Raw genomic sequence first — 24,506 nt, 5'->3', positions numbered from 1 at the left:
GCATGGATGATGTGATGATCGCCGGCAAGCGCCTGCTCCTGGTCGCCGCCTGCGCCCTGGTCGACGCCGACGGGCGCGTGCTCCTGGCGCAGCGGCCCGAGGGCAAGCAGCTTGCCGGGCTTTGGGAGTTTCCCGGCGGCAAGGTCGAGCCCGGCGAGACGCCGGAGCAATGCCTTATCCGCGAACTCTATGAGGAGATCGGCATCGAGACCGAGATCCCGTGCCTGGCGCCGCTCACCTTCGCCAGCCATAGCTACGACGATTTCCATCTTTTGATGCCGCTGTTCATCTGCCGCCGCTTTCGCGGTATCGCCCAGCCGAAGGAGGGGCAGGCGCTGAAATGGGTGCGGCCCAAGCAGATGCGCGACTACCCGATGCCGCCGGCCGACGCTCCGCTGATCCCGTTCCTGATCGACCTTCTGTAGGCGAAACAGACCCCCGCCTGCGGCCGAGCGGCGCTGCGGGCCGCAACAGCCAGCATTGCCGCATGACCGGTATTAATGGAAGATTTATCTCATCATGAAAAATTGATGCAAGGCTGCCTCGTCGCGGCCGTGCCGGCGATTTTCTGGGGAGCGACAGCATGAGCCTTGAAAGGGAATGGGACTCTATCCGGCCCGACCGCAGCTTTCGCGCCGCGGATGCGGGCATGGGCGTGCTGCGCGTCACGCTGCTGTTCGGTTCGGCCGCGGTGGCGCTGGCCCTGGTCGCAACGCCTTTCCTCGACAGCCAGCCGCGCCCGAAACCCATCCGCGACTTTGCCGGCGGTCTCGACATGACAGCCACTGGTTCGATCACTCGTCGCGAAATCTATACCGTACGCCGCAGCGTGCTGCAGCCGCAGCCCGATTCGGTCTGCATCATCCGATCCGACGGCGGGACCAGCGGCGACTGCTGATCGGGTCCAAGACATTTTCAGAGGCGGCGGTTTCATCGCCTATTAAGCCTGTGCCGTTAACCTTTCTTAACAGGTCGGCGCTATGGTTCCGGCAAGAGGGATCGACGTGATGAAAACAGTGCTGCTGCGTTTCCTGAACGATGAAAAGGGCGCCACGGCCGTCGAATACGGCTTGATCGTCGCCGTACTGTCGCTGACGATCGTCGGCGGCATCAGCCAGGTCTTCAACGCGATCACCTGGCTGTTCAGCGACAATGGCAGCAGGCTTGCCAACGCTTTCGCACCCTGATCTGGCTGCCTGCGTCCGCGGACACTGTCATTGCCCCTTGGGCTGCTCCAACACAGTCTTCAGCGAGATCTTGGCCGAACCCGGCTTGAGCGGCTTTTGCTGCGATGCATCGGGCGCCCAGCCGGACATCCAGACCATGGAAAAGCTTGCGCGGATGCGGCCGTCGGGATCCGAAAACCGCTCGGCGTAGATTTGCGCGGCGCGGGCGAACAGCTGGCGTGTGCCCGGCCGCCGGCTGCGATCGGCAAGCGCGCTGGTTTCGCCCATGGCGCGCAAATCGGCCATCAGGTTGAAAAGGCTGTCATAGCGCACCGTCACCGTCTCGACATCGGCGACCGGCAGAGCGAGGCCGGCGCGCTGCAGCAGCGCTCCCGCGTCGCGAACGTCGGTGAACGGAATGACGCGCGGGCTGGCGCCGCCGTAAAGCTCGGTCTCGGCCGCCAGCAGGCTTTCACGCAATTCGCCGAGCGTGCCGGCGCCGGCGAAGGCGCCGAGGAAAAGCCCGTCCGGACGCAGCGCACGGCGGATCTGCACCAGCATGCCGGGAATGTCGTTCATGGCCTGCAGCGACAGAAGCGACACCGCCAGATCGAGGCTTTGCGGCTCGAAGGGCACGGTTTCCAGCGGCGCGATCAAGCCGGCGGAATCGCCCAGGAAAGCCGCATCCGCCTCGACCCGGACGATATCCGCCACCTTGCCGCTCGCGGCGAGGATGTCGGCCGCGGCCGACGTCTGGCAAAACAGCACCGCTGCCTTGCTAAACCTGCGCTCGACGGCACCCAGCCGGTCGGCAAGATCGTCGGCACTGCGCCGCATCAGGAAATCCGCGCCACCGACCGGATGATCGAGCGCGCGCCGCTTGTGCGCCAGCCACAGTGAGGTTTCCATTATCGGCAGCAAACGGGAAGATCCTTGTTTGTCCATTCCCCGATGGAGTTGATATAGTCGCGCGCAGTACCCACCACGTGGCCGATCCCATGCCCAAGATCAAGCCTCTGGACATCAGGAACCTTGCACGGTCGGCGGCGAGCTGGCCGGCGCGCATGCTGTTCCCGCCGGTCTGTGCCGGCTGCCGCAGGCATGTCTCGCAGCCCGGCGTTCTGTGCGGGGTCTGCTGGCCGAAGCTGCGCCTCCTGGAGCGGCCCTGGTGCCCGGTGATGGGCACGCCCTTCACCCACCATATGGGAGAGGGCTTCCTGTCCGCCGAGGCGATCGCCGATCCGCCGCCCTTCGAGCGGGCGCGGGCGGCCGTCGCCTATTCCGGTGTCGCCCGCCAGATGGTGCAGGGGCTGAAGTACCAGGATCGCACCGACCTGGCGCCGTGGATGGCGCGCTGGATGCTGCGCGCGGGCGCCGACCTCATTGCCGAGGCGGATGTGGTGGTGCCGGTGCCGCTGCACTGGCGGCGTTTTTTCAGGCGGCGCTTCAACCAGTCGGCCGAACTGGCGCGCGCCGTTTGCGAATTGAGCGGCCTGTCTTTCGCACCTTCCGCCATGCGGCGGGTGAAACTCACCCGCCAGCAGGTCGGGCTGGAGCGGCAACAGCGCGAGGACAATGTACGGGCCGCCTTTCGCGTGCCCGCCGAAGCGGAAATCGAGATCGCCGGCCGCCGCGTGCTTTTGATCGACGACGTCTACACCACGGGCGCCACGGTTCGCGCCGCCAGCAAGGCGCTGAAAAAAGCAGGGGCCGGCGCCGTCGACGTGTTGACCTTCGCTCGCGTGCTGCCGGGGGACTTTCGGGCCGACGAGTCCACGACTATATAAGTCGGCGACAAACAGTGGAAATTCGTCATGGTCGACGTCACCATCTATACACGCATGATGTGCGGCTACTGCACGGCCGCCAAGCGGCTGCTCGAGCGCAAGGGCATCGCCTATACGGAGCATGACGCGTCGTTTTCACCGGAACTGCGCCAGGAGATGATTTCGCGCGCCCACGGCCGCACGACCTTTCCGCAGATTTTCGTCGGCGACACGCATGTCGGCGGCTGCGACGACCTCCACGAGCTGGAGGCGCAAGGCCGGCTGGACAAGTTGCTCGCCAATGGCTCGACGAATTGAGGATATGACGATGGGTGTTTTCAAGGCGGCCGCGATCCAGATGCGTTCGGGCGAGAGGCCGGAGCGCAACGCAATCGAGCTCGAGCGGCTGGTGCGCGAGGCAGCCGGCCAGGGGGCCAGCTACATCCAGACACCGGAAATGACCGGAGCACTGGTGCGCGACAAGAAGGCCGCGTCTTTCACCTCAGAGGACAAGGACATCATCGTCGCGACCGCGCGCAGACTGGCGCGCGAACTTGGCGTCCACCTGCATATCGGCTCGACCGCCATCCTGCGCGCCGACGGCAAGCTCGCCAACCGCGCGCTGCTGTTCGGTCCGGACGGCGCCACACTCGCGTCCTATGACAAGATCCACATGTTCGACGTCGATCTCGACAATGGCGAGAGCTGGCGCGAATCCGCGACCTACGAGCCCGGCACCGAGGCGGTCGTCACGGCCCTCGAAGGCGCCAAGCTGGGCTTTGCCGTCTGTTATGACCTGCGGTTTCCGCAACTGTTCCGCGCCGAGGCGCTGGCCGGCGCCGACCTGCTTTCCGTGCCCGCCGCCTTCACCCGCCAAACCGGCGAGGCGCATTGGCACGTGCTGCTCAGGGCCCGCGCCATCGAGAACGGCGCCTATGTCGTGGCCGCTGCGCAAGGCGGCCTTCACGAGGACGGTCGCGAAACCTATGGCCATTCGCTGATCGTCGATCCCTGGGGCCGCGTCATCGCGGAGGCGGCGCACAATGAGCCGGCGGTGATCGTCGCCGAGATCGACCCGGCGCAGTCGCTGGCAGCGCGCAAGAAGATCCCCAATCTGAGAAATGCGCGGGATTTCGCTGTCAACGCCGGTTCGTCCGAGACATCGCGTCTCAGGGGAGCGGCCTCTTGATCCGCTTCTCCCTGACCTGCGAAAACGAGCACGAGTTCGAGGGCTGGTTCCGCAGCAATGACGATTTCGACACGCAGAAGAAGCGCGGCTTTGTCGATTGCCCGAGCTGCGGCTCGCACAAGGTGGAGAAAGCCTTGATGGCGCCGGCCGTGTCGACGGCGCGCAAGCAGGAAACGATAGCGCTCGCCATGGGCGAGGCGCAGAAGCAGGCGCTGGCGCAACTGAAGGCAATGGCCGAGAAGGTTCGCGAGAATGCCGATTATGTCGGCGACAAATTCGCCGAGGAAGCGCGCAAGATCCATTTCGGCGAGACCGACCCGCGCGGCATCTATGGCGAGGCGACGCTGGAGGAAGCCAAGAGCCTGGCCGAGGACGGCGTCGAGTTCATGCCGATCCCGGTGTTTCCGGAGGATCGGAACTGAGCGGTCAGCTCACGCTGCCGATCAATTTTTCAAGCAGGCGCGAAAGCGTTTCCCGTTCGGCTTGCGTCAGGCCGGAAAGAATCTCGTGCTCGTTGGCGACATGGGCAGTAACGGCCTCGTCGATCAAAGCGAGACCTTTTTCAGTCAGCCGCACGACGACGCCGCGCCGGTCGTTGGGGTGCGGACCGCGCACGATCAAGCCTGAGGTTTCGAGCCGGTCGAGCCGGTTGGTCATGGCGCCCGAGGTCACCATCGTCGCCTCGTAAAGGGCGGTCGGGGTCAGCGCGTAGGGCGCGCCCGAGCGGCGCAACGTAGCCAGCACGTCGAATTCACCGGCCTGCAACCCATAGCGCGCAAACAACGGCGCGAGGCGCTCGCGGGCAATCAGCGAGGATGCTTCATTCAACCGCCCGATCACGCCCATCGGCGAGACGTCAAGGTCCGGCCGCTCCCTGTTCCATTGCTCGATCGCTTTTGCCGCCCTGTCCATCTGTTCCGCCATGTATCTTGACGTTAAGAATCTTTCTGGTATCTTATCGGAAAATGAAGTGGCGGCCAAGTGCCGGCGACGATGACGAGGACCATCAGATGAAATTTCTCTGGGATTCGGCACTTGGCCTGCTGGTCGTGACAGGCGGCCTGCTTGGCCTGACGCTGCCGTTCGGCAAGCTGGCGACCGCCGCCGGCGTTCCGGCCATGGTCTGGGCCTTCGTCATTTCGCTCGGCGCCGGCGGCGTGCTGTTGCTGGCTCTCCTGCTGCGTGGCGAGCGCATCAAGCTTACGGCGCGCAAGCTGCGCTATTTCTTCGTCACGGCGGCAGTGTCCTATGCCTTTCCAAACCTCCTGATGTTTTCGGCCATCCCGCATCTCGGCGCGGGATACACGGGCATCATGTTCACGCTGTCGCCGGTGATCACGCTTGTATTCTCGATCTTGCTTGGCGTGCGGCGCCCCAACCTGCTCGGCGTGATCGGCATTGCCGTCGGCTTCATCGGTGCGGTCATGGTCGCGCTCACACGCGGCGAGGCCGGCCAACCGGCCGATTATTTCTGGGTGACGATCGGATTGCTGATCCCGGTCAGCCTTGCCGCGGGCAACATCTACCGCACCGTCGACTGGCCCGAAGGAACCGGCCCGATCGAGCTTGCCGTGGGCAGCCATCTGGCGTCGGCGACCTTGCTTCTCGTCGGCATCCTGACGCTTTTCGGCTGGCAAGCGTTTGTTCCGCTGGGCGCGGTACCGCTTGTGGTCGTCGCGCAGATGGCGTCGGCTTCGGCAATGTTCGCGTTCTTCTTCCGGCTCCAGGCGGTGGGCGGCCCGGTCTATCTCAGCCAGATCGGCTATGTGGCGGCGGCCGTCGGGCTGTTTGCCGGCACGATCTTCCTCGGCGAGCACTATCAGCTGCTGACCTGGGCAGGCGCTGTCATCATCACGGCCGGCGTGTTCATCACCACCAAGGCGCAAAGCCGGACCAGCGCGAGGGCGCAGAGTCAGGCGGCGTAAGCCGGTTCAGACCGTACCTTTTTCCGCCAGCACCATGTAGTTGACGTCCATGTCTTTCGACCGCTGCCAGCGGTCGGCGAGCGGGTGGTAGACGACGCCGGTGCGGTCGAGGACGGTCAGGCCCGCGCCGCCGAGCGCCTTTTCCAGCTCTTCCGGGCGCACCAGCTTGCCGAACTGATGAGTGCCGCGCGGCAGCCAGCGCAGCACATATTCGGCGCCGATGATGGCCAGCCCTAGCGCCTTCAGCGTGCGGTTGATCGTGGCCACGAACATGATGCCGCCGGGCTTGACCATCTCGCCGCATTTGGCGACGAACAGGTCGATGTCGGCGACATGCTCGACCACTTCCATATTGAGGATAACGTCGAATTTTTCGCCGGCGTCGGCCAGGTCCTCGGCCGTGGTGGCGCGGTAGTCGATCGTCACGCCGACTTCGGCGGCGTGCAATTTAGCCACTTCGATATTGGTGGCGGAAGCATCGGCGCCGACTACTTCGGCGCCAAGCCGCGCCATCGGTTCGCACAGCAGGCCGCCGCCGCAACCGATGTCGAGAAAGCGCAGACCTTCGAATGGCCGTGCCGCGCGCGGATCGCGGCCGAAGCGCGCTGCCACCTGGTCGCGTATATAGGCAAGACGGACCGGGTTGAACTTGTGCAGCGGCCGGAACTTGCCGTTCGGGTTCCACCATTCGGCGGCAAGGGCGGAAAAGCGCTCCACTTCTCCGGCATCGATCGTCGATCGTCGGGGTTCTGGCATCGATTGGTCTCCTCGGACGCTAGCAAGTCGGGCGTGGGGGAGGGAAAGTCAAGGCTGCATTTTCGCCTGCTGACAGTGCGAGGCCGGCACCGCAGACAAGCGCCCTGTATTGCCGGCGGCTCTCTGTCAGGACATGTCAGCTCGGGGGCACCTCGGCCGAAACAAAAAAGCGGCGGCGTGCGAAAAAAGGAAAATCGTGTGGAAAAAAGGAGATGGCCGTGATTCAGACCGCATCGATCCTTTGGCGCAGGCTCGACCTTGAAGGTCACGATTCCTGCATGCTCTCGCAGCGGCCCGGCGGGCACGGCCTGAAGGGGCAGGCCATCTTCCTGCAAAACGACAAGCCGTGTTGCATCGCATATGAGGTGGATTGCGATGCCGGCTGGCATACGCGCTCGGCACGGGTCGAGGGCTTTCTCGGCCCGCAAGAGCTTTCCCTGGGGATCGAGCGCCATACTGACGGCTCCTGGGCGCTGGATGGCGAGCCGCAGCCGGAGGTGGCCGGCCTGATCGACGTCGACCTCGGCTTCACGCCGGCTTCGAACCTCCTGGCGATCCGCCGGTTCGCGCTCGCCGTCGGCGAGGCCACGCCCGCGCCGGCCGCCTATCTGGCCTTTCCCGAGCTCAGAATGACGCGGCTCGACCAGACCTACAGGCGCCTCGACGCGGCCCGCTATGCCTATGCCGCGCCGGCGTTCGGCTATGAGGCGGTTCTGGAGGTCTCTCCACTCGGCTTCGTGCTCGACTATCCACATTTGTGGAAAAGCATCGTGCGCCCGGGCTGACGCCCGTCGCCGTGTGGGCGTTGCCGGTTGGGCCCTGCGCAAAATGAAGTTAAAGCCCAGCCCGCGCGCGGCGCTCTTCTTATGAGCCGTCGCTTCTTATGAGCCGTCGCTTGCGAAGCCTGGATGTTTTGGCTAAGGAGGCCGCGCATTCAGCGGCCGGCGCCAGCCGGGCGCTTTCCTCGGGTTTTCGGCCCAGAGCCGGCTTCAGTCAAAGGCATTTCGCTTCCATGGCGCGTATCGTGATGAAATTCGGCGGAACCTCCGTCGCCGACATCGCCCGCATCCGCAATGTGGCGCGTCACGTCAAACGGGAGGTCGATGCCGGTCACGAGGTGGCGGTGGTAGTCTCGGCGATGGCCGGCAAGACCAACGAACTGGTCGGCTGGACGCGCGAAGCCTCGCCGATGCACGACGCGCGCGAATATGATGCCGTCGTCGCGTCCGGCGAGCAGGTGACGGCAGGCCTCCTGGCGATCACCTTGCAGAACATGGGCGTGCACGCCCGCTCCTGGCAAGGCTGGCAGATCCCGATCAAGACCGACAACGCGCATGGCGCGGCACGCATCCTCGACATCGACGGCGCCTTCCTGGTCAAGCGCTTCGGCGAGGGCCAGGTGGCTGTCATCGCCGGTTTCCAGGGCATCGGACCGGACAACCGCATCGCAACGCTTGGCCGCGGCGGCTCCGACACCAGCGCGGTCGCGATCGCGGCCGCCGTCAAAGCCGACCGTTGCGACATCTATACCGACGTCGACGGGGTCTACACCACCGATCCGCGCATCGAGCCCAAGGCGCGGCGGCTGGCCAAGATATCGTTCGAGGAAATGCTTGAAATGGCCTCGCTCGGCGCCAAGGTTCTTCAGGTGCGTTCAGTCGAGCTTGCCATGGTGCACAGGGTGCGTACCTTCGTGCGGTCGTCCTTCGACGATCCCGACGCGCCCGGAATGGGGGATTTGCTCAATCCGCCCGGAACGCTTATTTGCGACGAGGAAGAGATCGTGGAACAGCAGGTCGTCACCGGAATTGCCTATGCCAAGGACGAGGCGCAGATTTCGCTGCGCCGTGTCGGCGACCGGCCGGGCGTCGCCGCCGGCATCTTCGGGCCGCTGGCCGAGGCCAACATCAACGTAGACATGATCGTCCAGAACATTTCCGAGGACGGCAAGCTTACCGACATGACCTTCACGGTGCCCTCCGGAGACGTGGACAAGGCGCTGGCCGTCCTCGACCGGCTGAAGGCCGATATCGGCTACGACGTCGTCCAGTCGGAAGCAGGCATGTCGAAGGTCTCGGTCATCGGTATCGGCATGAGAAGCCATGCCGGCGTCGCCGCCACCGCCTTCAAGGCGCTGGCCGACAAGGCGATCAACATCCGCGCCATCACCACCTCCGAGATCAAGATTTCGATACTGATCGACGGTCCTTACACGGAACTCGCGGTTCGCACTTTGCATTCCGTCTACGGTCTGGATAAGCAGTAGCAGACTGAATCAGTTGTTGCGTGCGTGCCGGCGGCGGCCGAAACTGCGCCGGCAGGAAGCCTATTGGAGAAGAAGCCGCGATGCGTGACCCGGCCAGTGGCCCGCGCGTTCTGCTGAAACGGCTCCGCGAGCTCATGCAGGAGCCGCTGGAGCCGCAGGAGCGGCTCGACCGCATCGTGCGCGACATTGCCTCCAACATGGTCGCCGAAGTGTGCTCGCTCTATGTGCTGCGCGCCGATTCCGTGCTCGAACTCTACGCCACCGAAGGCCTGAACCCGAACGCGGTGCACCTGGCGCAGCTCAGGCTGGGGCAAGGCCTGGTCGGCACGATCGCCGCCAGCGCGCGGCCGCTCAACCTGTCCAATGCTCAGGAACATCCGGCCTTCGCCTACCTGCCGGAAACCGGGGAAGAGATCTACAATTCCTTCCTCGGCGTGCCGGTGCTCAGGGCAGGGCGCACGCTGGGCGTGCTGGTGGTACAGAACAAAACCATGCGCCATTACCGCGACGACGAGGTCGAGGCGCTGGAAACCACCGCGATGGTGATCGCCGAGATGATCGCCACCGGCGATCTGGCGCGGCTGACGCGGCCCGGCCTCGAGCTCGATCTGCGCCGCCCGGTCAGCTTCACCGGCCTGTCCTTCAACGAGGGCGTCGGGCTCGGGCATGTCGTGCTGCACGAGCCGCGCATCGTCGTCACCAACCTGTTCAACGAGGACAGCGAGGAGGAAGTCCGCCGGCTTGAGGCCTCGCTCGGATCGCTCAGGCTTTCCATCGACGACATGCTTGAACGCCGCGATGTCGCCTTCGAGGGCGAACATCGCCAGGTGCTGGAAGCCTACCGCATGTTCGCAAATGACCGCGGTTGGGTACGGCGGCTGGAAGAGGCGATCCGTAACGGCCTGACGGCGGAAGCCGCGGTCGAAAAGGTGCAGAGCGACATGCGCGCCCGCATGCTGCACATGACCGATCCTTATCTGCGCGAGCGGATGAGCGATTTCGACGATCTCGCCAACCGGCTTCTGCGCCAGCTGATGGGACGCGGGCCTGATGATGTCGCCGCCTCGCTGCCGAAGGATGCCATCATCGTCGCCCGCTCGATGGGCGCCGCCGAACTGCTCGATTATCCCCGGGACAAATTGCGCGGGCTGGTGCTCGAGGATGGCGCCGCCACCAGCCACGTCGTCATCGTCGCGCGCGCCATGGGCATTCCCGTCGCCGGGCAGATGAAGGGCGCCGTTTCCATGGCGGAAAACGGCGATGCCATCATCGTCGACGGCGAGGAAGGCGCGATCCATCTTCGTCCGCAGTCGGATCTTGAAGCCGCCTATGCCGAAAAGGTGCGGTTCCGGGCGCGCCGGCAGGAAGTCTACCGCGAACTGCGCAAGAAGCCGTCGGTGACCAAGGACGGCGTTGCGGTCGACCTTCTGATGAATGCCGGGCTTGCCGTCGACCTGCCGCAACTGGCCGAGTCGGGTGCCGCCGGGATCGGCCTGTTCCGCACCGAATTGCAGTTCATGGTCGCCTCGACCTTTCCCCGTGCCGAGGCGCAGGAGCGGCTCTACCGCGACGTGCTCGATGCCGCGCGCGGCAAGCCGGTTACCTTCCGCACCATCGATATCGGCGGCGACAAGGTGCTGCCCTATTTCAAAGGCGCCATCCAGGAGGAGAACCCGGCCCTCGGCTGGCGGGCGATCCGCCTGACGCTGGACCGTCCGGGATTGTTGCGCACCCAGATCCGCGCCCTGCTGAAAGCCTGCGGCGGGCGGGAGCTCAAGCTGATGCTGCCGATGGTCACCGAGCTCGGCGAGATCGCCCAGGCACGCGAAATCATCGACCGCGAGGTGCGGCATCTGTCGCGCTTTGCCCATCATTTGCCGACCAGCCTCAAGCTCGGGGCAATGCTGGAGGTGCCGTCCCTCCTGTTCCAGCTCGACGAGTTGATGAAGGCGGTCGACTTCGTCTCGGTCGGTTCGAACGACCTGTTCCAGTTCGTGATGGCGGTCGACCGCGGCAACACGCAGCTTTCCGACCGCTTCGATACGTTGTCGGCGCCGTTCCTGCGGGTGCTCAAGACCATCGCCGATGCCGGCGCCCGCAACCACACGCCCGTCACACTCTGCGGCGAACTCGCCGGCAAGCCGATCTCGGCAATGGCGCTGGTCGGCCTTGGTTTCCGCTCCATCTCGATGTCGCCCGCTTCGATCGGTCCGGTCAAGGCGATGCTGACCGAACTGCCGCTGGAGGCGTTGAAAGCGTTCTTCGACGACAATCTGATGGCGCCGGCCCAGGGGCTGCCGATGCGGGCGCTGCTGCAGGCCTTTGCCGACGACCGCTCAATTCCGTTATAGCACCTTTACAATGATCTCCCTTCCCCGCGATCGCATGGATCAAGTCGTCAAGCGTTTCGAAATGCTCGAAGCGCAGATGTCGGCCGGCCCAACGCCGGATGCCTATGTGAAGATGGCATCGGAATATGCCGAGCTCCAGGATATGGTTGCCAAGGTCAGAGCCTTGCGCTCGGCCGAGCACGAGCAGGCCGATCTCGAGGCGATGCTCGCTGACAAGGGCACCGATGCCGAGATGCGGGCGCTCGCCGAGGCGGATCTGCCAGGGGTCGAGGAGCGCATCGAGGCGTTGCAGAAGGACATCCAGATCCTGCTCTTGCCCAGGGATGCGGCCGACGACAAGAACGCCATCCTGGAAATCCGCGCCGGCACCGGCGGCGACGAGGCGGCACTGTTCGCCGGTGACCTGTTTCGCATGTATGAGCGCTATGCCGCTTCGCGCGGGTGGCGGTTCGAGACGGTGTCGGCCAGCGAGGGCGACGCCGGCGGCTATAAGGAAATCATCGCCACGGTTTCCGGCAAGGGAGTTTTCGCGCATCTGAAATTCGAGTCCGGGGTCCACCGGGTGCAGCGCGTGCCCGCGACCGAGGCCAGCGGACGCATCCACACCTCGGCGGCGACGGTGGCCGTGCTGCCGGAGGCGGAGGACGTCGACATCGACATCCGGGCCGAAGACATCCGCATCGACACGATGCGCGCGTCGGGTTCGGGCGGCCAGCACGTCAATACCACCGATTCGGCGGTGCGCATCACCCATCTACCGACAGGCATCATGGTGGTGCAGGCGGAGAAATCGCAGCACCAGAACCGGGCCAAGGCCATGCAGATCCTGCGGGCCCGGCTCTACGACCTGGAACGCAGCAGGGCCGACGAGGAGCGCTCGGAATCGCGCAAGTCGCAGGTCGGCTCCGGCGACCGCTCGGAGCGCATCCGTACCTACAATTTTCCGCAAGGCCGCGTTACCGATCATCGCATCAACCTGACGCTCTACAAGCTCGACCGGGTGATGATGGGCGAACTCGACGAAGTCATCGACGCGCTGATCGCCGATCACCAGTCGAAGCTGCTCGCCGATATCGGTCTTGATGGCTGATCCTTTGCCCCAGGCGCTGGGGCCGCTGCTGCGGGCAGCGCGAGCGCGCCTGGCCGCCGCGGTCGATGATCCCGCGCTCGATGCAAGACTGATCGTGGAGCACTTTTCAGGCACGACCCGCACGCAGGCCATTGCCGATCCCGAACATGCGGTCGATGCCGCCGCTCTTGTCCAGATCGACAGCGCCTTGAAGCGCCGCGCGGGCGGCGAGCCGGTGCACCGCATCCTGGGCTACCGGGAGTTCTACGGGTTGCGGCTGTCGCTGTCGCCGGAAACGCTTGAGCCGCGGCCCGACACCGAAACGCTGGTCGAGGCCATACTGCCCTTCGTCAGGGCAACCGTCATGCGCGAGGGCGAGTGCCGCATCCTCGATCTGGGAACCGGCACCGGGGCCATCGCGCTGGCGCTGCTCAGCGCCGTGCCGGCAGCGATTGCCACCGGGGTCGACCTTTCGGAAGGGGCGTTGAGGACGGCAACGCGCAATGCCGCGCAATTGGGGCTTGGCGACCGGTTCACGGCGCTTCTGTCCGACTGGTTCGAAAAAGTTTCTGGCCGATACCATGTAATTGTCGCAAACCCTCCCTATATACGGTCGGAAGACATCGGAAATCTGCAGGATGAAGTCCGCAATTTCGACCCGCGCCTGGCCTTGGATGGCGGCGCGGATGGGTTGGCCCCTTACAGGGTCATCGCCGCTGAGGCGGCTAAGTTTCTGGAAGCCGGAAGTAGGATTGCGGTCGAGATCGGCTACACACAGCACATCGAGGTCACCGCTATATTTCGCTCGTTCGGCTATACGCTCGCCGGTGCGTTCGGCGACCTCGGCGGAAACGACAGGGTTCTTGTCTTTCAACGGGGAAAGCCTTGACGCAGTGCGAAAAAACCGCTTGGCAATGCCGGGGAATGCGGCTAGGGTCGCCTTAACCGGATGAGACGAAGCAGGCAGTGCTCTTAGCGATTCGGTTTTCCTTGGAAATAGCTGCCTTCTTGCGCAAACGACGCCCAAGCTTCGTGCGGGAATCGTCCGGCAAGTGATGTAACCGGAACAGGATGGCACGTGGCGCCAACGCAATTGATGCGGGCGAACGCCGGTGAAGAAACGAAACGGCTGGCTGCATGAGCGCCACCGTTCGTGAAGAGTTTTCGAAAATTTCAATATGAAGAGAGTCGAATGAGGCCACAACAGCAGAACAGGCGCATGCGCGGTCGCAACAACAATGGCGGCGGCGGCAACAACAATAACAACAACCGCAAGGGGCCAAATCCCCTGACGCGCAACTACGAGAGCAACGGCCCGGACGTAAAGATCCGCGGGTCTGCTCAGCAGATCGCTGAAAAATACGCCACCCTTGCCCGTGATGCGCAAAGCTCCGGCGACCGGGTGATGGCGGAGAACTATCTCCAGCACGCCGAGCACTATAATCGCATCATTGCCGCCGCGCAGGCGCAGATGCCGATCCAGAACGTCCAGCAGAATCGCGACGAATTCGACGATGATGGCGATGAGGATCGCGACGAGTTCGACAATGCCGGTAACAGCGGGGCCGGCAACACCGGCAACAACGTTGCGGATGCGCCGGTTCCGGTGATCAACCACGGCGCGGGTCCGCAGCCGGTTATCGAAGGCATGCCGGCCGAAGTCGCGCTGAACCGGGAAAACGGTCGCGATCGTGATAATCGCGATCGTGATAATAATGGCGGTCGCAACAGTGGCGGCCGCGACAATAATGGCGGGCGCCACCGCGACCGCCGCCCCAATGGCGGCTATGGCCAGAACAGCCAGCGCGGCGATTATGGTTCGCCCGCCGAGCAGGGTGCCCAGCAGCAGCGCAACGAGACGGCCGAACAGGCCGAGACCGCCGAATCCGTCGCACCAGTCGAGCAGGCGGCGCCGCTGTTCGAGAACCTGTCGCCGGCCGGGCTCGCAGCCCAGGCCGAACTCAATGCGACGGCCGCGGAGACTGGTCCCAGCCGTCGTCCGAGGCGTCCGCGCCGTCCGCGCGGCACTGCCGACCAGATCGCCGGCGGCAACGACAATGCCGACGCTGGCGAGGTGGCCGCGGCACCGACGGACAATGGCAACGCCGACACCGCGGTCGCCGACATCGACAACTGAGCGGCGACGCTTCCATGCATTGAACGGCGGAGAGAAATCTCCGCCGTTTTCGTTTTGCGCGGCTGCGGAATATTATGCTTTCGCAGCCATCGAGACGTCTTGAGGGTTCGCGGGTTGCGCACCATATCAGCCTCAACTGGACCCGGCTCTAACGGGCGGGTCCGTCACCGCAATCTGATCCGGTGCCGCAAAGCGGGCCGGTGATGGAAGGAGACAGGTATGAATATCGAGAAATACTCGGAGCGCGTGCGCGGCTTCATCCAATCCGCGCAGACCATGGCGCTCTCGCGAAACCACCAGCAATTTACCCCCGAACATATCCTGAAAGTGCTCGTCGATGACGATGAGGGTCTGGCTGCGTCGCTCATCGAGCGCGCCGGCGGCAGCGTCCGCGACGTCAAGCTCGGCATCGAGACGGCACTCGAAGCGATGCCCAAGGTGGAGGGCGGCAACGGCCAGCTCTATCTGGCGCAGCCGCTGGCCAAGGTGTTTTCGACGGCCGAGGAACTGGCCAAGAAGGCCGGTGACAGCTTCGTTACGGTCGAAAGGCTGCTGACGGCGCTGGCGGTCGAGAAATCAGCCAAGACATCAGACATACTGGCCAAGGCCGGCGTCACCGCGCAGGCACTCAATCAGGTCATCAACGATGTCCGCAAGGGTCGCACCGCCGATTCGGCGAACGCCGAACAGGGCTATGACGCGCTGAAGAAATATGCGCGCGATCTCACCGCCGATGCCCGCGCCGGCAAGCTCGATCCGGTCATCGGCCGCGACGACGAGATCCGCCGCACCATCCAGGTGCTGTCGCGCCGCACCAAGAACAACCCGGTGCTGATAGGCGAGCCGGGCGTCGGCAAGACGGCGATCGCCGAAGGCCTGGCGCTGCGCATCGTCAATGGCGACGTGCCGGAATCGCTGAAGGACAAGCAGCTGATGGCGCTCGACATGGGCGCGCTGATCGCCGGCGCCAAATATCGCGGTGAGTTCGAGGAGCGGCTGAAGGCCGTGCTTTCCGAGGTCACTGCCGCTGCCGGCGGGATCATCCTGTTCATCGACGAGATGCACACCCTGGTCGGTGCCGGCAAGGCGGACGGCGCCATGGATGCGTCCAACCTTCTGAAGCCGGCGCTGGCGCGCGGCGAGCTGCACTGCGTCGGCGCCACCACGCTCGACGAATACCGCAAGCATGTGGAGAAGGATGCCGCGCTCGCCCGCCGCTTCCAGCCGGTCTTCGTCGAGGAGCCGACGGTGGAGGACACGGTCTCGATCCTGCGCGGCCTGAAGGAGAAATACGAACAGCACCACAAGGTGCGCATTTCCGATTCGGCGCTGGTCGCGGCGGCGACGCTGTCCAACCGCTACATCGCCGACCGGTTCCTGCCGGACAAGGCGATCGACCTCGTCGACGAAGCCGCTTCGAGGCTTCGCATGCAGGTCGATTCCAAGCCCGAAGCGCTGGACGAGATCGACCGCCGCATCATGCAGCTCAAGATCGAGCGCGAAGCGCTGAAGGTCGAGAAGGACGAGGCTTCGAAGGACAGGCTTGCCCGGCTCGAGAAGGATCTCGCCAGCCTCGAGGAGGAATCGACCGAGATGACCTCGAAGTGGCAGGCCGAGAAGCAGAAGCTCGGGCTCGCCGCCGATCTCAAGAAGCAGCTTGACGAGGCGCGCAACGAGCTGGCCATCGCCCAGCGCAAGGGCGAGTTCCAGCGCGCCGGCGAGCTTGCCTACGGCAGGATTCCGGAACTGGAGAAGAAGCTGAAGGAAGCCGAGGCTCAGGACGGCAAGGCCGGCATGGTCGAGGAAGTGGTCACGCCCGATCATGTCGCCCACATCGTCTCGCGCTGGACCGGAATTCCGGTCGACAAGATGCTGGAGGGCGAGCGCGACAAGCTGTTGCGCATGGAAGACGAGATCGGCAAGCGCGTCGTCGGCCAGGGCGAGGCGGTGCAAGCGGTTTCCAAGGCAGTGCGGCGCGCCCGCGCCGGCCTGCAGGACCCGAACCGGCCGATCGGCTCGTTCATGTTCCTCGGCCCGACCGGCGTCGGCAAGACCGAACTGACCAAGGCGCTGGCGAACTTCCTGTTCGACGACGAGAGCGCGATGGTGCGCATCGACATGTCGGAGTTCATGGAGAAGCATTCGGTTGCCCGATTGATCGGCGCGCCTCCCGGCTATGTCGGTTATGAGGAAGGCGGCGCGCTGACCGAAGCGGTGCGGCGCCGGCCCTATCAGGTCGTGCTGTTCGACGAGATCGAGAAAGCGCATCCCGACGTGTTCAACGTGCTCCTGCAGGTGCTCGACGACGGCCGGCTCACCGATGGGCAGGGCCGCACGGTCGACTTCCGCAACACGCTGATCATCATGACGTCGAATCTCGGCGCCGAATACCTGGTCAATCTCGGCGAAGACCAGGATGTCGACCAGGTTCGCGACGAGGTGATGAACGTCGTCAAGGCGTCGTTCCGGCCGGAGTTCCTCAACCGCGTCGACGAGGTGATCCTGTTCCATCGGCTGCGCCGGCAGGATATGGGCCGCATCGTCGAAATCCAGCTCAAGCGGCTGGAAAACCTGCTGGTCGACCGCAAGATCACGCTGTCGCTGGACCAGGAGGCGATCGACTGGCTGGCATCCAAGGGTTACGACCCTGCCTATGGCGCGCGGCCGTTGAAGCGGGTGATGCAGAAAGACTTGCAGGATCCGCTGGCTGAGAAGATCCTGCTCGGCGAGATCCTCGACGGCTCGACCGTCAAGGTGACCGCCGGCTCCGACCGGCTGAACTTCCGTTCGAAGCCGACGGTCGTCGCGACCGAAGCGGCAGCCTGATCGAACGCCGCGCGCCCGGCCTGGGCGCGCGGCCTTTTCATGCCATTCGGCAGGAGCACGCATGACGCTGGACGACTATAACGGCTTCTGCGCCTCGCTGCCCGCCACATCGCATGTCGTCCAGTGGGGCGGCGCCCATGTCTGGAAGGTCGGCGCCAAGGTCTTTGCCATCGGCGGCTGGAGCGAGGGTCGCGACCCTTTCATCACCTTCAAATGTTCCGATATTGCCTATGATGTGCTGAAGGAGCAGCCGGGCTTGCGACCCGCACCCTACCTTGCCTCGCGCGGCATGAAATGGATCCAGCGCCAGACAAGCCAGAGCATGGATGATGGCGCGCTGAAGGATTATCTGCGCGAGAGCCATCGTCTTGTCGCCCTGAAGTTGACGAAGCAGGCGCGAAAGGAACTGGGACTTGCCTGAGGCTAGAGCGCGTCACGTTCGACGGATCCAGGCGACGCGCTTTAGCTCTTTGTTCCATGCATATCGTTCGCCCCAAACCGGGCCGCTTTTGGACGATGTGCATCTAGCTGATATTCCTCGATGCGCCGGAAAACCGCCATCTTCATGCCCGGTTCATATTGGAACCTTATGGTCGGGCGGTGGTTCGCTGGCGAAGGACTCGCTACGCGCGAAAGCCGCCGGCGACGGCAATTACGGACCGGAGAGTTTGCCCACCATGTTGCGGACGATCTTCACCCTTTCGGCACTTGCGGCCGGACTGGCGTTTTCAAGCGCGTTCGCCGCGCCGACCGAGGACGCTTCGCCGCGGGTCGTCCGCCCCGCTGATGACGGCGGCATCCTGCTGGCCCAGGACGGCAATCTCGACATCTATTACGACGCCAGGGGCAACCGCGTCATCGTCGATGCCGACACGGGCAAGGTCATCGCCATCCAGCCGCCGCAGACCAGGCTCGACCGGCGCGCGCTGCGCCGCGAGACACGGCTGCGCGAACTCGGCCGCGTTCCCGCCGACGACGACCGCTACTATCTCGACGATCCGGAAGACATGGCACGCTTCCGCCGCAGGCAGATGGAAGACGAAGGCCGGGTCATCGCGCCTCCGGTTCGCGAAGACGACCCCTATGGCGACAATTCCGTCGAGGCCTATCCGCCAGCGCCGCAGGATGATGGCGGCTACGACGACAATTATCCGGAAGCGCCGCAGCCGGCGACGCCGCGCCCCATCGAGCGCCAGCCGCTGAACGAAGCCTCGATAGAACCTGTCCAGCCCGCGGCTCCCGCGGGGCCCGCCGACCAGGCGGCATTGCCGCCGAAGGCGGGAGGCAAGACCGTGGTCGACCCGTCGCTTTCGCTGGGAGCACGCCAGGATGTCGCGGCTCTGCAGGTGCTGCTTGATCGCGGCGGCGCTTCGCCTGGCGTCATCGACGGGCGCTTCGGTTCGAATGTCGACAAGGCGCTGGCGGCCTACAACCAGATCACCGGCAGCAATCTGCGATCGACCGACGCGGTCGGCATCCAGGCGGCCCTTGCACAATCGGGCGGCGATGCCTTGGCCAACTACACGATCACGCCAGAGGATGCGGCCGGCCCCTATGTCGCGTCGATCCCGGAAGATTACAGCCAGAAGGCGCAGCTCGACCGCATGGGCTATACGTCCGTCGCCGAAGCGCTTGCCGAGCGCTTCCACATGGACGAGAACTATCTCAAGGCGCTCAACCCGGAAGCCAATTTCAACCGTCCCGGAACGATCATCAAGGTCGCCAATTTTGGCAGGCTGGTGTCGACGTCGGTGGCTCGCATCGTCGCCGACAAGGGCAAGAAAGAGGTCTTTGCCTATGATGCGGCGGGCAAGCTGGTCGCGGCCTATCCCGCCACCATCGGCTCGTCCGACACGCCGTCGCCGTCCGGCATTCATGCCGTGTCCCGTGTCGCGCTCGATCCGAACTACACCTACAATCCCAACATCAATTTCAAACAGGGCGAGAACAACAAGATCCTGACCATTCCGCCCGGCCCGAACGGCCCTGTCGGCTCGGTGTGGATCGCCTTGGACAAGCCGACTTACGGCATCCATGGCACGCCGGACCCCTCGAAGATCGGCAAGACCGAAAGCCATGGTTGCGTGCGGCTGACCAATTGGGATGCCCGCGAACTGGCCAAGCTGGTTTCGCCCGGCGTGACGGTGGAATTCGTCGACTGAGACGATGCGGCGTTCGTCGCCGGTTAGAGCGGTTTAGCGTTCGATAGACTGCCGAGCCGCTCCAGCGCGGTGCGCTTTTGCCGGGAAACCGCCACGTTTTTCCTGGAATTGCTCTACCCGATTATGCTGCGCAACCATTTCGCACTCGGTGTCGCGGCATAAATCAGCTGCACCACGAGAATGAAGCCGACGCTGAGCAGCGGGGTAACCAGACAGAGCAGGGCGCCGACCGCCCACAGAAGCTGCGCCTTGACGATGCGCAAGTGGACCGTGCGTTTCGTTTCGGCGTCGACGTCATCCGCCAGAAAGCCCTTTTTCTCCGCATAGCGCCAGCTGGCGATCAGGGTGACGCCGAGCATCAGCAGATTGAGCCAGTAGACGACGACCGCGGTTCTGAATTCGAGGAAGTCGGCCAGGAGATCGGTCGAGAACGGCAACAGGGCGATAAAGGCGAGAAAGCACAAATTGAGCGTCGCCAGCCGCCTGTCGGATCTGGTGATCAACCCATGCTGCGCCTGCTGGCCGAACCAGAAGATGGTCAGGGTCAGGAAGGAAAGCGCATAGGTCAGGAAGCGCGGCGCCAACGCCAGGACGGCGTCGATGAGATCGCCTTCGGAATGGATCGCCTCGTGCGTCGGTACACGAATCTCCAGAACGATCAGGGTCAGCGCGATGGCGAAGACGCCGTCAGTCAGCCCGACGACTCGGTGGAGCCCGGACTGGGATGGTTCGAGCGGTCGCTTCATCGATTTTCTCCCCTGTCTGATCGGCTCCCGTCCGATGCCGCGTGAAAGCTTAGCATGCCGGCGCTTGTTTGCACCTGCGTGGGCCGGCACCTGCCAATGCGGCCAGGTCGCAGCGTAGCTGGTTTCAACGACCGGGACCGCTGGCTGGTTGTTGCGGGCGCGCCGCGGGTTTATGCAGGTTGCATGCATTCACCGAGCAAAGCCGCAGCCGTCCCGCCGCCGACCGCCAACGGTACGTTCTGCCCGCAGTCGCAGCGGCACTATGTGCTGATCGCCGCGATCCTGGCTTCAGCGCTTGGTTTCATCGACGGTTCGATCCTTGCCATCGCCACGCCGGCGATCCGCGTCGATCTCGGCGCCAGCCTGGCGCAAGCGCAGTGGATCTCCAATGCCTATGCGCTGACGCTTTCGGCGCTCATCCTCGCCGGCGGTGCTGCCGGCGACCGCTTCGGCCTGCGCCGCGCCTTCGTCGTCGGCATCGCGCTGTTCATCGCCGCTTCGCTGGCCTGCGCGCTGGCGCCCAATCCGGCGGTGCTGATCGCGTTCCGTGCAATCCAGGGCATCGGCGCGGCGATCATGGTGCCGGGCAGCCTTGCGATCATCGCAAAAGCCTATCCGAAAAAGGAGCGCGGCCGCGCAATCGGCATCTGGGCCGCCGCTTCGGCGTTGACCACGGCACTCGGTCCGGTGCTGGGCGGCTTCGTGCTGTCGACTTTCGGCAATGGAATCTGGCGTGCGATATTTGCGATCAACCTGCCGCTTGGGCTGGTTTCGATCTACCTGCTGCTCGCCAAGATCCCGGCGGATCGGCCGACCGAAAAGCGCAGCCTCGATCTTGGCGGCGCGGCGTTGGCGACACTGGCCTTCGGGTTGCTGGCTTACGGGCTGACGGCGATGAACGCGGAGGCTGCCGGATTCATGTCGGGTTCGGCAATCATTGCCGGCGTGGTCCTGCTTTTCGTCTTCATTTTCTACGAGCGCCGGCAGCGCGAGCCGATGATCGATCTCAATCTGTTTCGCATCGGCGCCTTCGCCGGCGCCAATCTCGCGACCTTCTTCCTCTATTTCGCGCTGTCGGCCAATCTTTTCTACCTGCCCATGCTTTTGATCGCCGGCTGGGGGCTGAGCACGGCCGAGGTCGGCTTCATCTTCCTGCCGCTGTCCGCATTGATCGCACTGCTGTCTGGGCCTGTCGGCCAGTGGTCCGACCGGATCGGACCGCGTTTTCCGATCGCCAGCGGCAGTCTGGTGGTTGCCTTCGCCTTCGCCGGGCTTGGCTTGTTGACATATGCCGGTATCCACAATTTCTGGACCGGAACATTTCCGCTGATGGCGCTGATGGGGTTCGGCATGGCGCTGGTGGTGTCGCCGCTGTCGACCGCGATCATGACGGCAGTGGAAGACAAGGATACGGGCGCGGCCTCCGGTATCAACAATGCCGTCTCGCGCATAGGCGGCCTGATCGCGGTTGCTGCTATGGGGTCGCTTGCCGCCTGGGTCTACGCGAAGGTCCTGGATGGCAACACTGTTCCCGGCGTGCCGGGGTTCGGTGAACCGGCGACGACCGGACTGGCCCCGGCTGTCGACGCCGCACGGCTTGCCGCCAGCGACGCCGCATTCTCGGCTGTTTCCTTTGTAACGGCGCTGCTTTGCCTGCTTTCGGCTGTCATCGCCTGGCTGACGGTTTCAGGCGAATCATTGCCATGGCGCCGGCCCGCCGAAAACCCTCGCGACTGAGGGGTGGATCGAAGGAACTATCCTTCGATCTTGGCGCTCGCGACCTTCAGCGAATCACTGTCTTCCTGCTTCAGCAGGTCGTCGATGCGCTCGCGTTCACGCTTGAAGGCGACAAGGTCGTCGCCCTTCAGCACCTTACCGACCGGCAGGCGGACGCGCATCGGATCGACCTTGGTGCCATTGACGATCAGCTCGTAGTGAAGATGCGGGCCGGTGGCGAGGCCGGTCTGGCCGAGATAGCCGATGGTCTGGCCCTGGCGGACGTGAACGCCCGGTTCGATGCCTTTGGCAAAGGCGCTCTGGTGATTGTAGGAGGTCTCATAGCCGTTGGCATGGCGGATGATGATCTGCTTGCCATAGCCGCCGGCCCAGCCGACCTTCTCGATGACGCCATTGCCGGCGGCGATGATCGGCGTGCCTATGGGGGCTGCCCAGTCGACGCCGGTATGCATGCGGACATAGCCGAGGATCGGGTGCCTGCGCGCGCCAAAGCCGGAGCGGAACTTTCCGGCGGGCAACGGATTGCGCAGCAGGAACTGCTGGGCGCTCGAGCCGTCCTCGTCGAAATAATCCGTGCTGCCGTCCTCCATCTGGAAGCGGTAGAAATTGCGCGTCTGCCCGCCGAAGGTCGCCGAGACGTAAAGCAGTTCGGAATTGTCCGAGGTCTGGTCGTCGCCGTCGGGCTGCGAGAACAGCACTTCGAGGCGGTCGGCCGGATTGAGGCGGGACTGGAAGTCGACGTCTGAGGCCAACAGCTTGATCAGCCGCTGCGTCATGGCCTTGGACATGCCGTAGGAATAGGCGGCGCGGTAGATACCGTCATAGACGTTGGGCAGGTTACCGCGCACCACCACCGGCGCCGACGAATCATCGAACGCCGTCAGCAACTCCGGATTGGGCTCCGGTTCCTGCGCGGGCACATACTGGCCGCGATCGTCGAGCGCTATGGTGACGATATGCTGGGTCCGGTCGTAGACGCTGGTTCGCACGACCTTGGCGGCGTCGCCATGAACCTCGAGACCGACACGAAGCACGGTTCCAGCCTTGAGCGCGGGGGCGTTCAAGAGCTTGGTGATCGCCTCGGCCATGCCGGCGGCGTCCTCGCCCGTATAGCCCGAATCTGCGAAGGCTTCCGTGATGGCGAGATCCTTGGTGAAAGGGATGATTTCCTCGGCGAAGGCCGGTGCCTGGTCGTCGGCGTTGGCACGCGGCGCGACCGAAACGTTTTCCGGCACGATCCTAACGTCGTAGGAGCCGGCCATGCTCTCGGCAAAGGCCTCGCCAAATCGCTGCGGGTCGACATAGTGGAGAGAAGCGACCTGGACGGCGCCGTCGCTAAGATCGGTGCCGGCCTCGCGCACCACCTTTTCCACCTCGTCGGCGGAAAGGTCGCTCTTTTCATCGAAGGAAGCCGTTTCAATGGGAAAATCGACGGTCTTCAGGCTCATTTCGCTTTCGACCTTGGTGCCGTAGATCTGGCCCGGCGTAGCGGCGGCCGTCGCCGGTTGCGCCGATGCGTCGTCACCGTCGTCGCCGAACACCTGCATCGGATCGAAGGGCGGGTATGGCCGGTTGGTGGTATGGCCGGCCGCCAATGCCATCTTGATCTGCACGAAGGGCATGGTGTGGATGACATCGCGGTCGCCGACCTTTGTGACCATCGACACTTCCATGCGCCGGCGGTCCTTGGCCTTGGCGATCTGGCGCGGCGCCACCAGCCTGGTGGTCTTGGCCATCTCGCCCGAATCGCCATTGCCGGCAAGGCCGATCAGTTCGGCGATCTCGGGTGGCGTCGCAAGTTGCTGGCGCCCGTCGAGGGCGGCGAACAGCGCCACGCCCATCAGCACGCTTGAGGTCACGCCGGTCAAAAACGTCCCCGACAGCCAGCGCGCGGAAACCTCGCGCCGATCGGGGGGACCACTGCGGCCGTCCGCAATAAGCGGCGGCTCGTTGCCGAGTTCGGCTATGACATCTTCCGTATCTGGCATCCAGAAAGGCTGCTTTTTCCCCGGGCGGAACGGCTTGTCGCTTTTGTTGTGGCCATGACATTTGCCTGTCACGGCAGGTTAAGTCAACGAAGCCTCGGGCCCCGGTCGAATTCCCCTCGCGCGCTTCTCTTATAGAGCGCTCTGCAAAGAGGGCGGCGTTCCCCCTCTCGAGGCTCTCAAAAGAGGCACCGCGCCGCTGCGTTGCGCCCGCTTTGTCGGTTCTGGTGTCGAACGGCAATGCGGCGGCAATAGGGCTCCTTCGTGGCTGGATACTCCTTGGGATCCTGTTCCCCAACGGCAGCCGGCTATCGACAAATCGGGCCCGAAATTTCTGTCGCAAAAAATTCAAAAACTTCTTGGATCGGTGTTGACAGTTTGTCTGGGTGGCGACTATATACGCCTCACGAACGAGGGCGGTGCGC

General features: G+C 64.3%; 23 protein-coding genes. 18 read left to right on the top strand and 5 right to left on the bottom strand.

The features are described 5' to 3' along the window. Window positions 1-2: 2 nt before the first annotated feature. From FJ964_RS26285 to FJ964_RS26275, 3 genes are all read left to right on the top strand, one after another. Window positions 3-425 carry a (deoxy)nucleoside triphosphate pyrophosphohydrolase gene (locus FJ964_RS26285; protein WP_140553205.1) on the top strand — a complete coding sequence of 141 codons (423 nt, stop codon included), beginning with the start codon at window positions 3-5 and terminating at the stop codon, window positions 423-425. Between the two features lie 158 nt (window positions 426-583). Next, complete coding sequence (locus FJ964_RS26280; protein WP_140553203.1) at window positions 584-898, top strand: hypothetical protein; 315 nt, start codon at window positions 584-586, stop codon at window positions 896-898. Between the two features lie 109 nt (window positions 899-1,007). Then, entirely contained in the window at window positions 1,008-1,187 is a 180-nt protein-coding gene (locus FJ964_RS26275) for a Flp family type IVb pilin (RefSeq protein ID WP_140500916.1), read from the top strand. Window positions 1,188-1,214: 27 nt separating this feature from the next. Here FJ964_RS26275 and FJ964_RS26270 read toward each other — a convergent pair whose 3' ends face one another. Continuing rightward, on the bottom strand, window positions 1,215-2,087 hold the full coding sequence (locus FJ964_RS26270) for a methyltransferase domain-containing protein (RefSeq protein WP_140553201.1): 873 nt from the start codon (window positions 2,085-2,087) through the stop codon (window positions 1,215-1,217). Between the two features lie 65 nt (window positions 2,088-2,152). Between FJ964_RS26270 and FJ964_RS26265 the strand changes: the two genes are divergently transcribed. The 4 genes from FJ964_RS26265 to FJ964_RS26250 are packed head-to-tail and all read left to right on the top strand — an operon-like array spanning window position 2,153 to window position 4,543. Beyond that, on the top strand, window positions 2,153-2,953 hold the full coding sequence (locus FJ964_RS26265) for a ComF family protein (protein WP_140553199.1): 801 nt from the start codon (window positions 2,153-2,155) through the stop codon (window positions 2,951-2,953). A gap of 27 nt (window positions 2,954-2,980) precedes the next feature. Beyond that, a complete protein-coding gene (gene grxC / locus FJ964_RS26260; RefSeq protein ID WP_140500918.1) occupies window positions 2,981-3,250 on the top strand; it encodes a glutaredoxin 3 in 270 nt (89 codons plus the stop codon). Window positions 3,251-3,260: 10 nt separating this feature from the next. Next, window positions 3,261-4,121: a carbon-nitrogen hydrolase family protein gene (locus FJ964_RS26255; RefSeq protein ID WP_140553197.1), complete on the top strand. Its 861-nt coding sequence runs from the start codon at window positions 3,261-3,263 to the stop codon at window positions 4,119-4,121. Further along, on the top strand, window positions 4,118-4,543 hold the full coding sequence (locus FJ964_RS26250; RefSeq protein WP_140553196.1) for a DUF1178 family protein: 426 nt from the start codon (window positions 4,118-4,120) through the stop codon (window positions 4,541-4,543). The genes FJ964_RS26255 and FJ964_RS26250 overlap by 4 nt, the downstream gene beginning before the upstream one ends. Window positions 4,544-4,547: 4 nt before the next feature. On the opposite strand, the gene FJ964_RS26245 is transcribed toward FJ964_RS26250, so the two are convergent. Further along, entirely contained in the window at window positions 4,548-5,033 is a 486-nt protein-coding gene (locus FJ964_RS26245; RefSeq protein ID WP_140553194.1) for a MarR family transcriptional regulator, read from the bottom strand. A gap of 98 nt (window positions 5,034-5,131) precedes the next feature. On the opposite strand from FJ964_RS26245, the gene FJ964_RS26240 reads away from it, so the two are divergent. Further along, window positions 5,132-6,046, top strand: coding sequence for a DMT family transporter (locus FJ964_RS26240; RefSeq protein ID WP_140553193.1), 915 nt, complete (start codon window positions 5,132-5,134; stop codon window positions 6,044-6,046). Window positions 6,047-6,052: 6 nt separating this feature from the next. On the opposite strand, the gene ubiG is transcribed toward FJ964_RS26240, so the two are convergent. Continuing rightward, window positions 6,053-6,802 (bottom strand): bifunctional 2-polyprenyl-6-hydroxyphenol methylase/3-demethylubiquinol 3-O-methyltransferase UbiG, encoded by a 750-nt coding sequence (gene ubiG, locus FJ964_RS26235; RefSeq protein WP_140553191.1) that lies wholly within the window; start codon window positions 6,800-6,802, stop codon window positions 6,053-6,055. A gap of 212 nt (window positions 6,803-7,014) precedes the next feature. Here ubiG and FJ964_RS26230 point away from each other — a divergent pair, with 212 nt between their 5' ends. The 9 genes from FJ964_RS26230 (at window position 7,015) to FJ964_RS26190 (ending at window position 19,613) form a co-directional block, all read left to right on the top strand. Then, on the top strand, window positions 7,015-7,587 hold the full coding sequence (locus FJ964_RS26230; protein ID WP_140553190.1) for a putative glycolipid-binding domain-containing protein: 573 nt from the start codon (window positions 7,015-7,017) through the stop codon (window positions 7,585-7,587). A 227-nt stretch (window positions 7,588-7,814) separates the two neighbouring features. After that, complete coding sequence (locus FJ964_RS26225) at window positions 7,815-9,068, top strand: aspartate kinase (protein WP_140553188.1); 1,254 nt, start codon at window positions 7,815-7,817, stop codon at window positions 9,066-9,068. A gap of 80 nt (window positions 9,069-9,148) precedes the next feature. After that, window positions 9,149-11,419, top strand: coding sequence for a phosphoenolpyruvate--protein phosphotransferase (gene ptsP / locus FJ964_RS26220; protein WP_140553186.1), 2,271 nt, complete (start codon window positions 9,149-9,151; stop codon window positions 11,417-11,419). Window positions 11,420-11,429: 10 nt separating this feature from the next. Further along, window positions 11,430-12,509, top strand: a complete 1,080-nt coding sequence (prfA, locus tag FJ964_RS26215; RefSeq protein ID WP_140553185.1) for a peptide chain release factor 1 — start codon at window positions 11,430-11,432, stop codon at window positions 12,507-12,509. Continuing rightward, the gene (gene prmC, locus FJ964_RS26210) at window positions 12,502-13,377 is read left to right on the top strand and encodes a peptide chain release factor N(5)-glutamine methyltransferase (protein WP_140553183.1); all 876 of its coding nucleotides are present in this window, start codon (window positions 12,502-12,504) and stop codon (window positions 13,375-13,377) included. Before prfA ends, prmC begins: the two co-directional genes overlap by 8 nt. Before the next feature lie 303 nt (window positions 13,378-13,680). Further along, window positions 13,681-14,625: a DUF4167 domain-containing protein gene (locus FJ964_RS26205; protein WP_140553181.1), complete on the top strand. Its 945-nt coding sequence runs from the start codon at window positions 13,681-13,683 to the stop codon at window positions 14,623-14,625. A gap of 219 nt (window positions 14,626-14,844) precedes the next feature. Then, complete coding sequence (clpB, locus tag FJ964_RS26200; RefSeq protein WP_140553179.1) at window positions 14,845-17,451, top strand: ATP-dependent chaperone ClpB; 2,607 nt, start codon at window positions 14,845-14,847, stop codon at window positions 17,449-17,451. Window positions 17,452-17,512: 61 nt separating this feature from the next. Further along, on the top strand, window positions 17,513-17,872 hold the full coding sequence (locus FJ964_RS26195) for an MmcQ/YjbR family DNA-binding protein (RefSeq protein WP_140500941.1): 360 nt from the start codon (window positions 17,513-17,515) through the stop codon (window positions 17,870-17,872). A gap of 256 nt (window positions 17,873-18,128) precedes the next feature. Beyond that, the gene (locus tag FJ964_RS26190; protein WP_140553177.1) at window positions 18,129-19,613 is read left to right on the top strand and encodes a L,D-transpeptidase family protein; all 1,485 of its coding nucleotides are present in this window, start codon (window positions 18,129-18,131) and stop codon (window positions 19,611-19,613) included. A gap of 113 nt (window positions 19,614-19,726) precedes the next feature. On the opposite strand, the gene FJ964_RS26185 is transcribed toward FJ964_RS26190, so the two are convergent. Further along, window positions 19,727-20,359, bottom strand: coding sequence for a TMEM175 family protein (locus tag FJ964_RS26185; protein WP_140553176.1), 633 nt, complete (start codon window positions 20,357-20,359; stop codon window positions 19,727-19,729). A gap of 183 nt (window positions 20,360-20,542) precedes the next feature. Here FJ964_RS26185 and FJ964_RS26180 point away from each other — a divergent pair, with 183 nt between their 5' ends. Beyond that, entirely contained in the window at window positions 20,543-22,096 is a 1,554-nt protein-coding gene (locus FJ964_RS26180; RefSeq protein ID WP_140553175.1) for an MFS transporter, read from the top strand. Window positions 22,097-22,113: 17 nt separating this feature from the next. On the opposite strand, the gene FJ964_RS26175 is transcribed toward FJ964_RS26180, so the two are convergent. Next, on the bottom strand, window positions 22,114-24,084 hold the full coding sequence (locus tag FJ964_RS26175; protein ID WP_181172627.1) for a M23 family metallopeptidase: 1,971 nt from the start codon (window positions 24,082-24,084) through the stop codon (window positions 22,114-22,116). Window positions 24,085-24,506 lie beyond the last annotated feature (422 nt).

This window comes from Mesorhizobium sp. B2-3-2 (assembly GCF_006442295.1).
Taxonomy (GTDB): domain Bacteria; phylum Pseudomonadota; class Alphaproteobacteria; order Rhizobiales; family Rhizobiaceae; genus Mesorhizobium.
The sequence above is the reverse complement of the archived record's forward strand: the minus strand, read 5'-3'. Positions and strand labels throughout refer to the sequence as shown.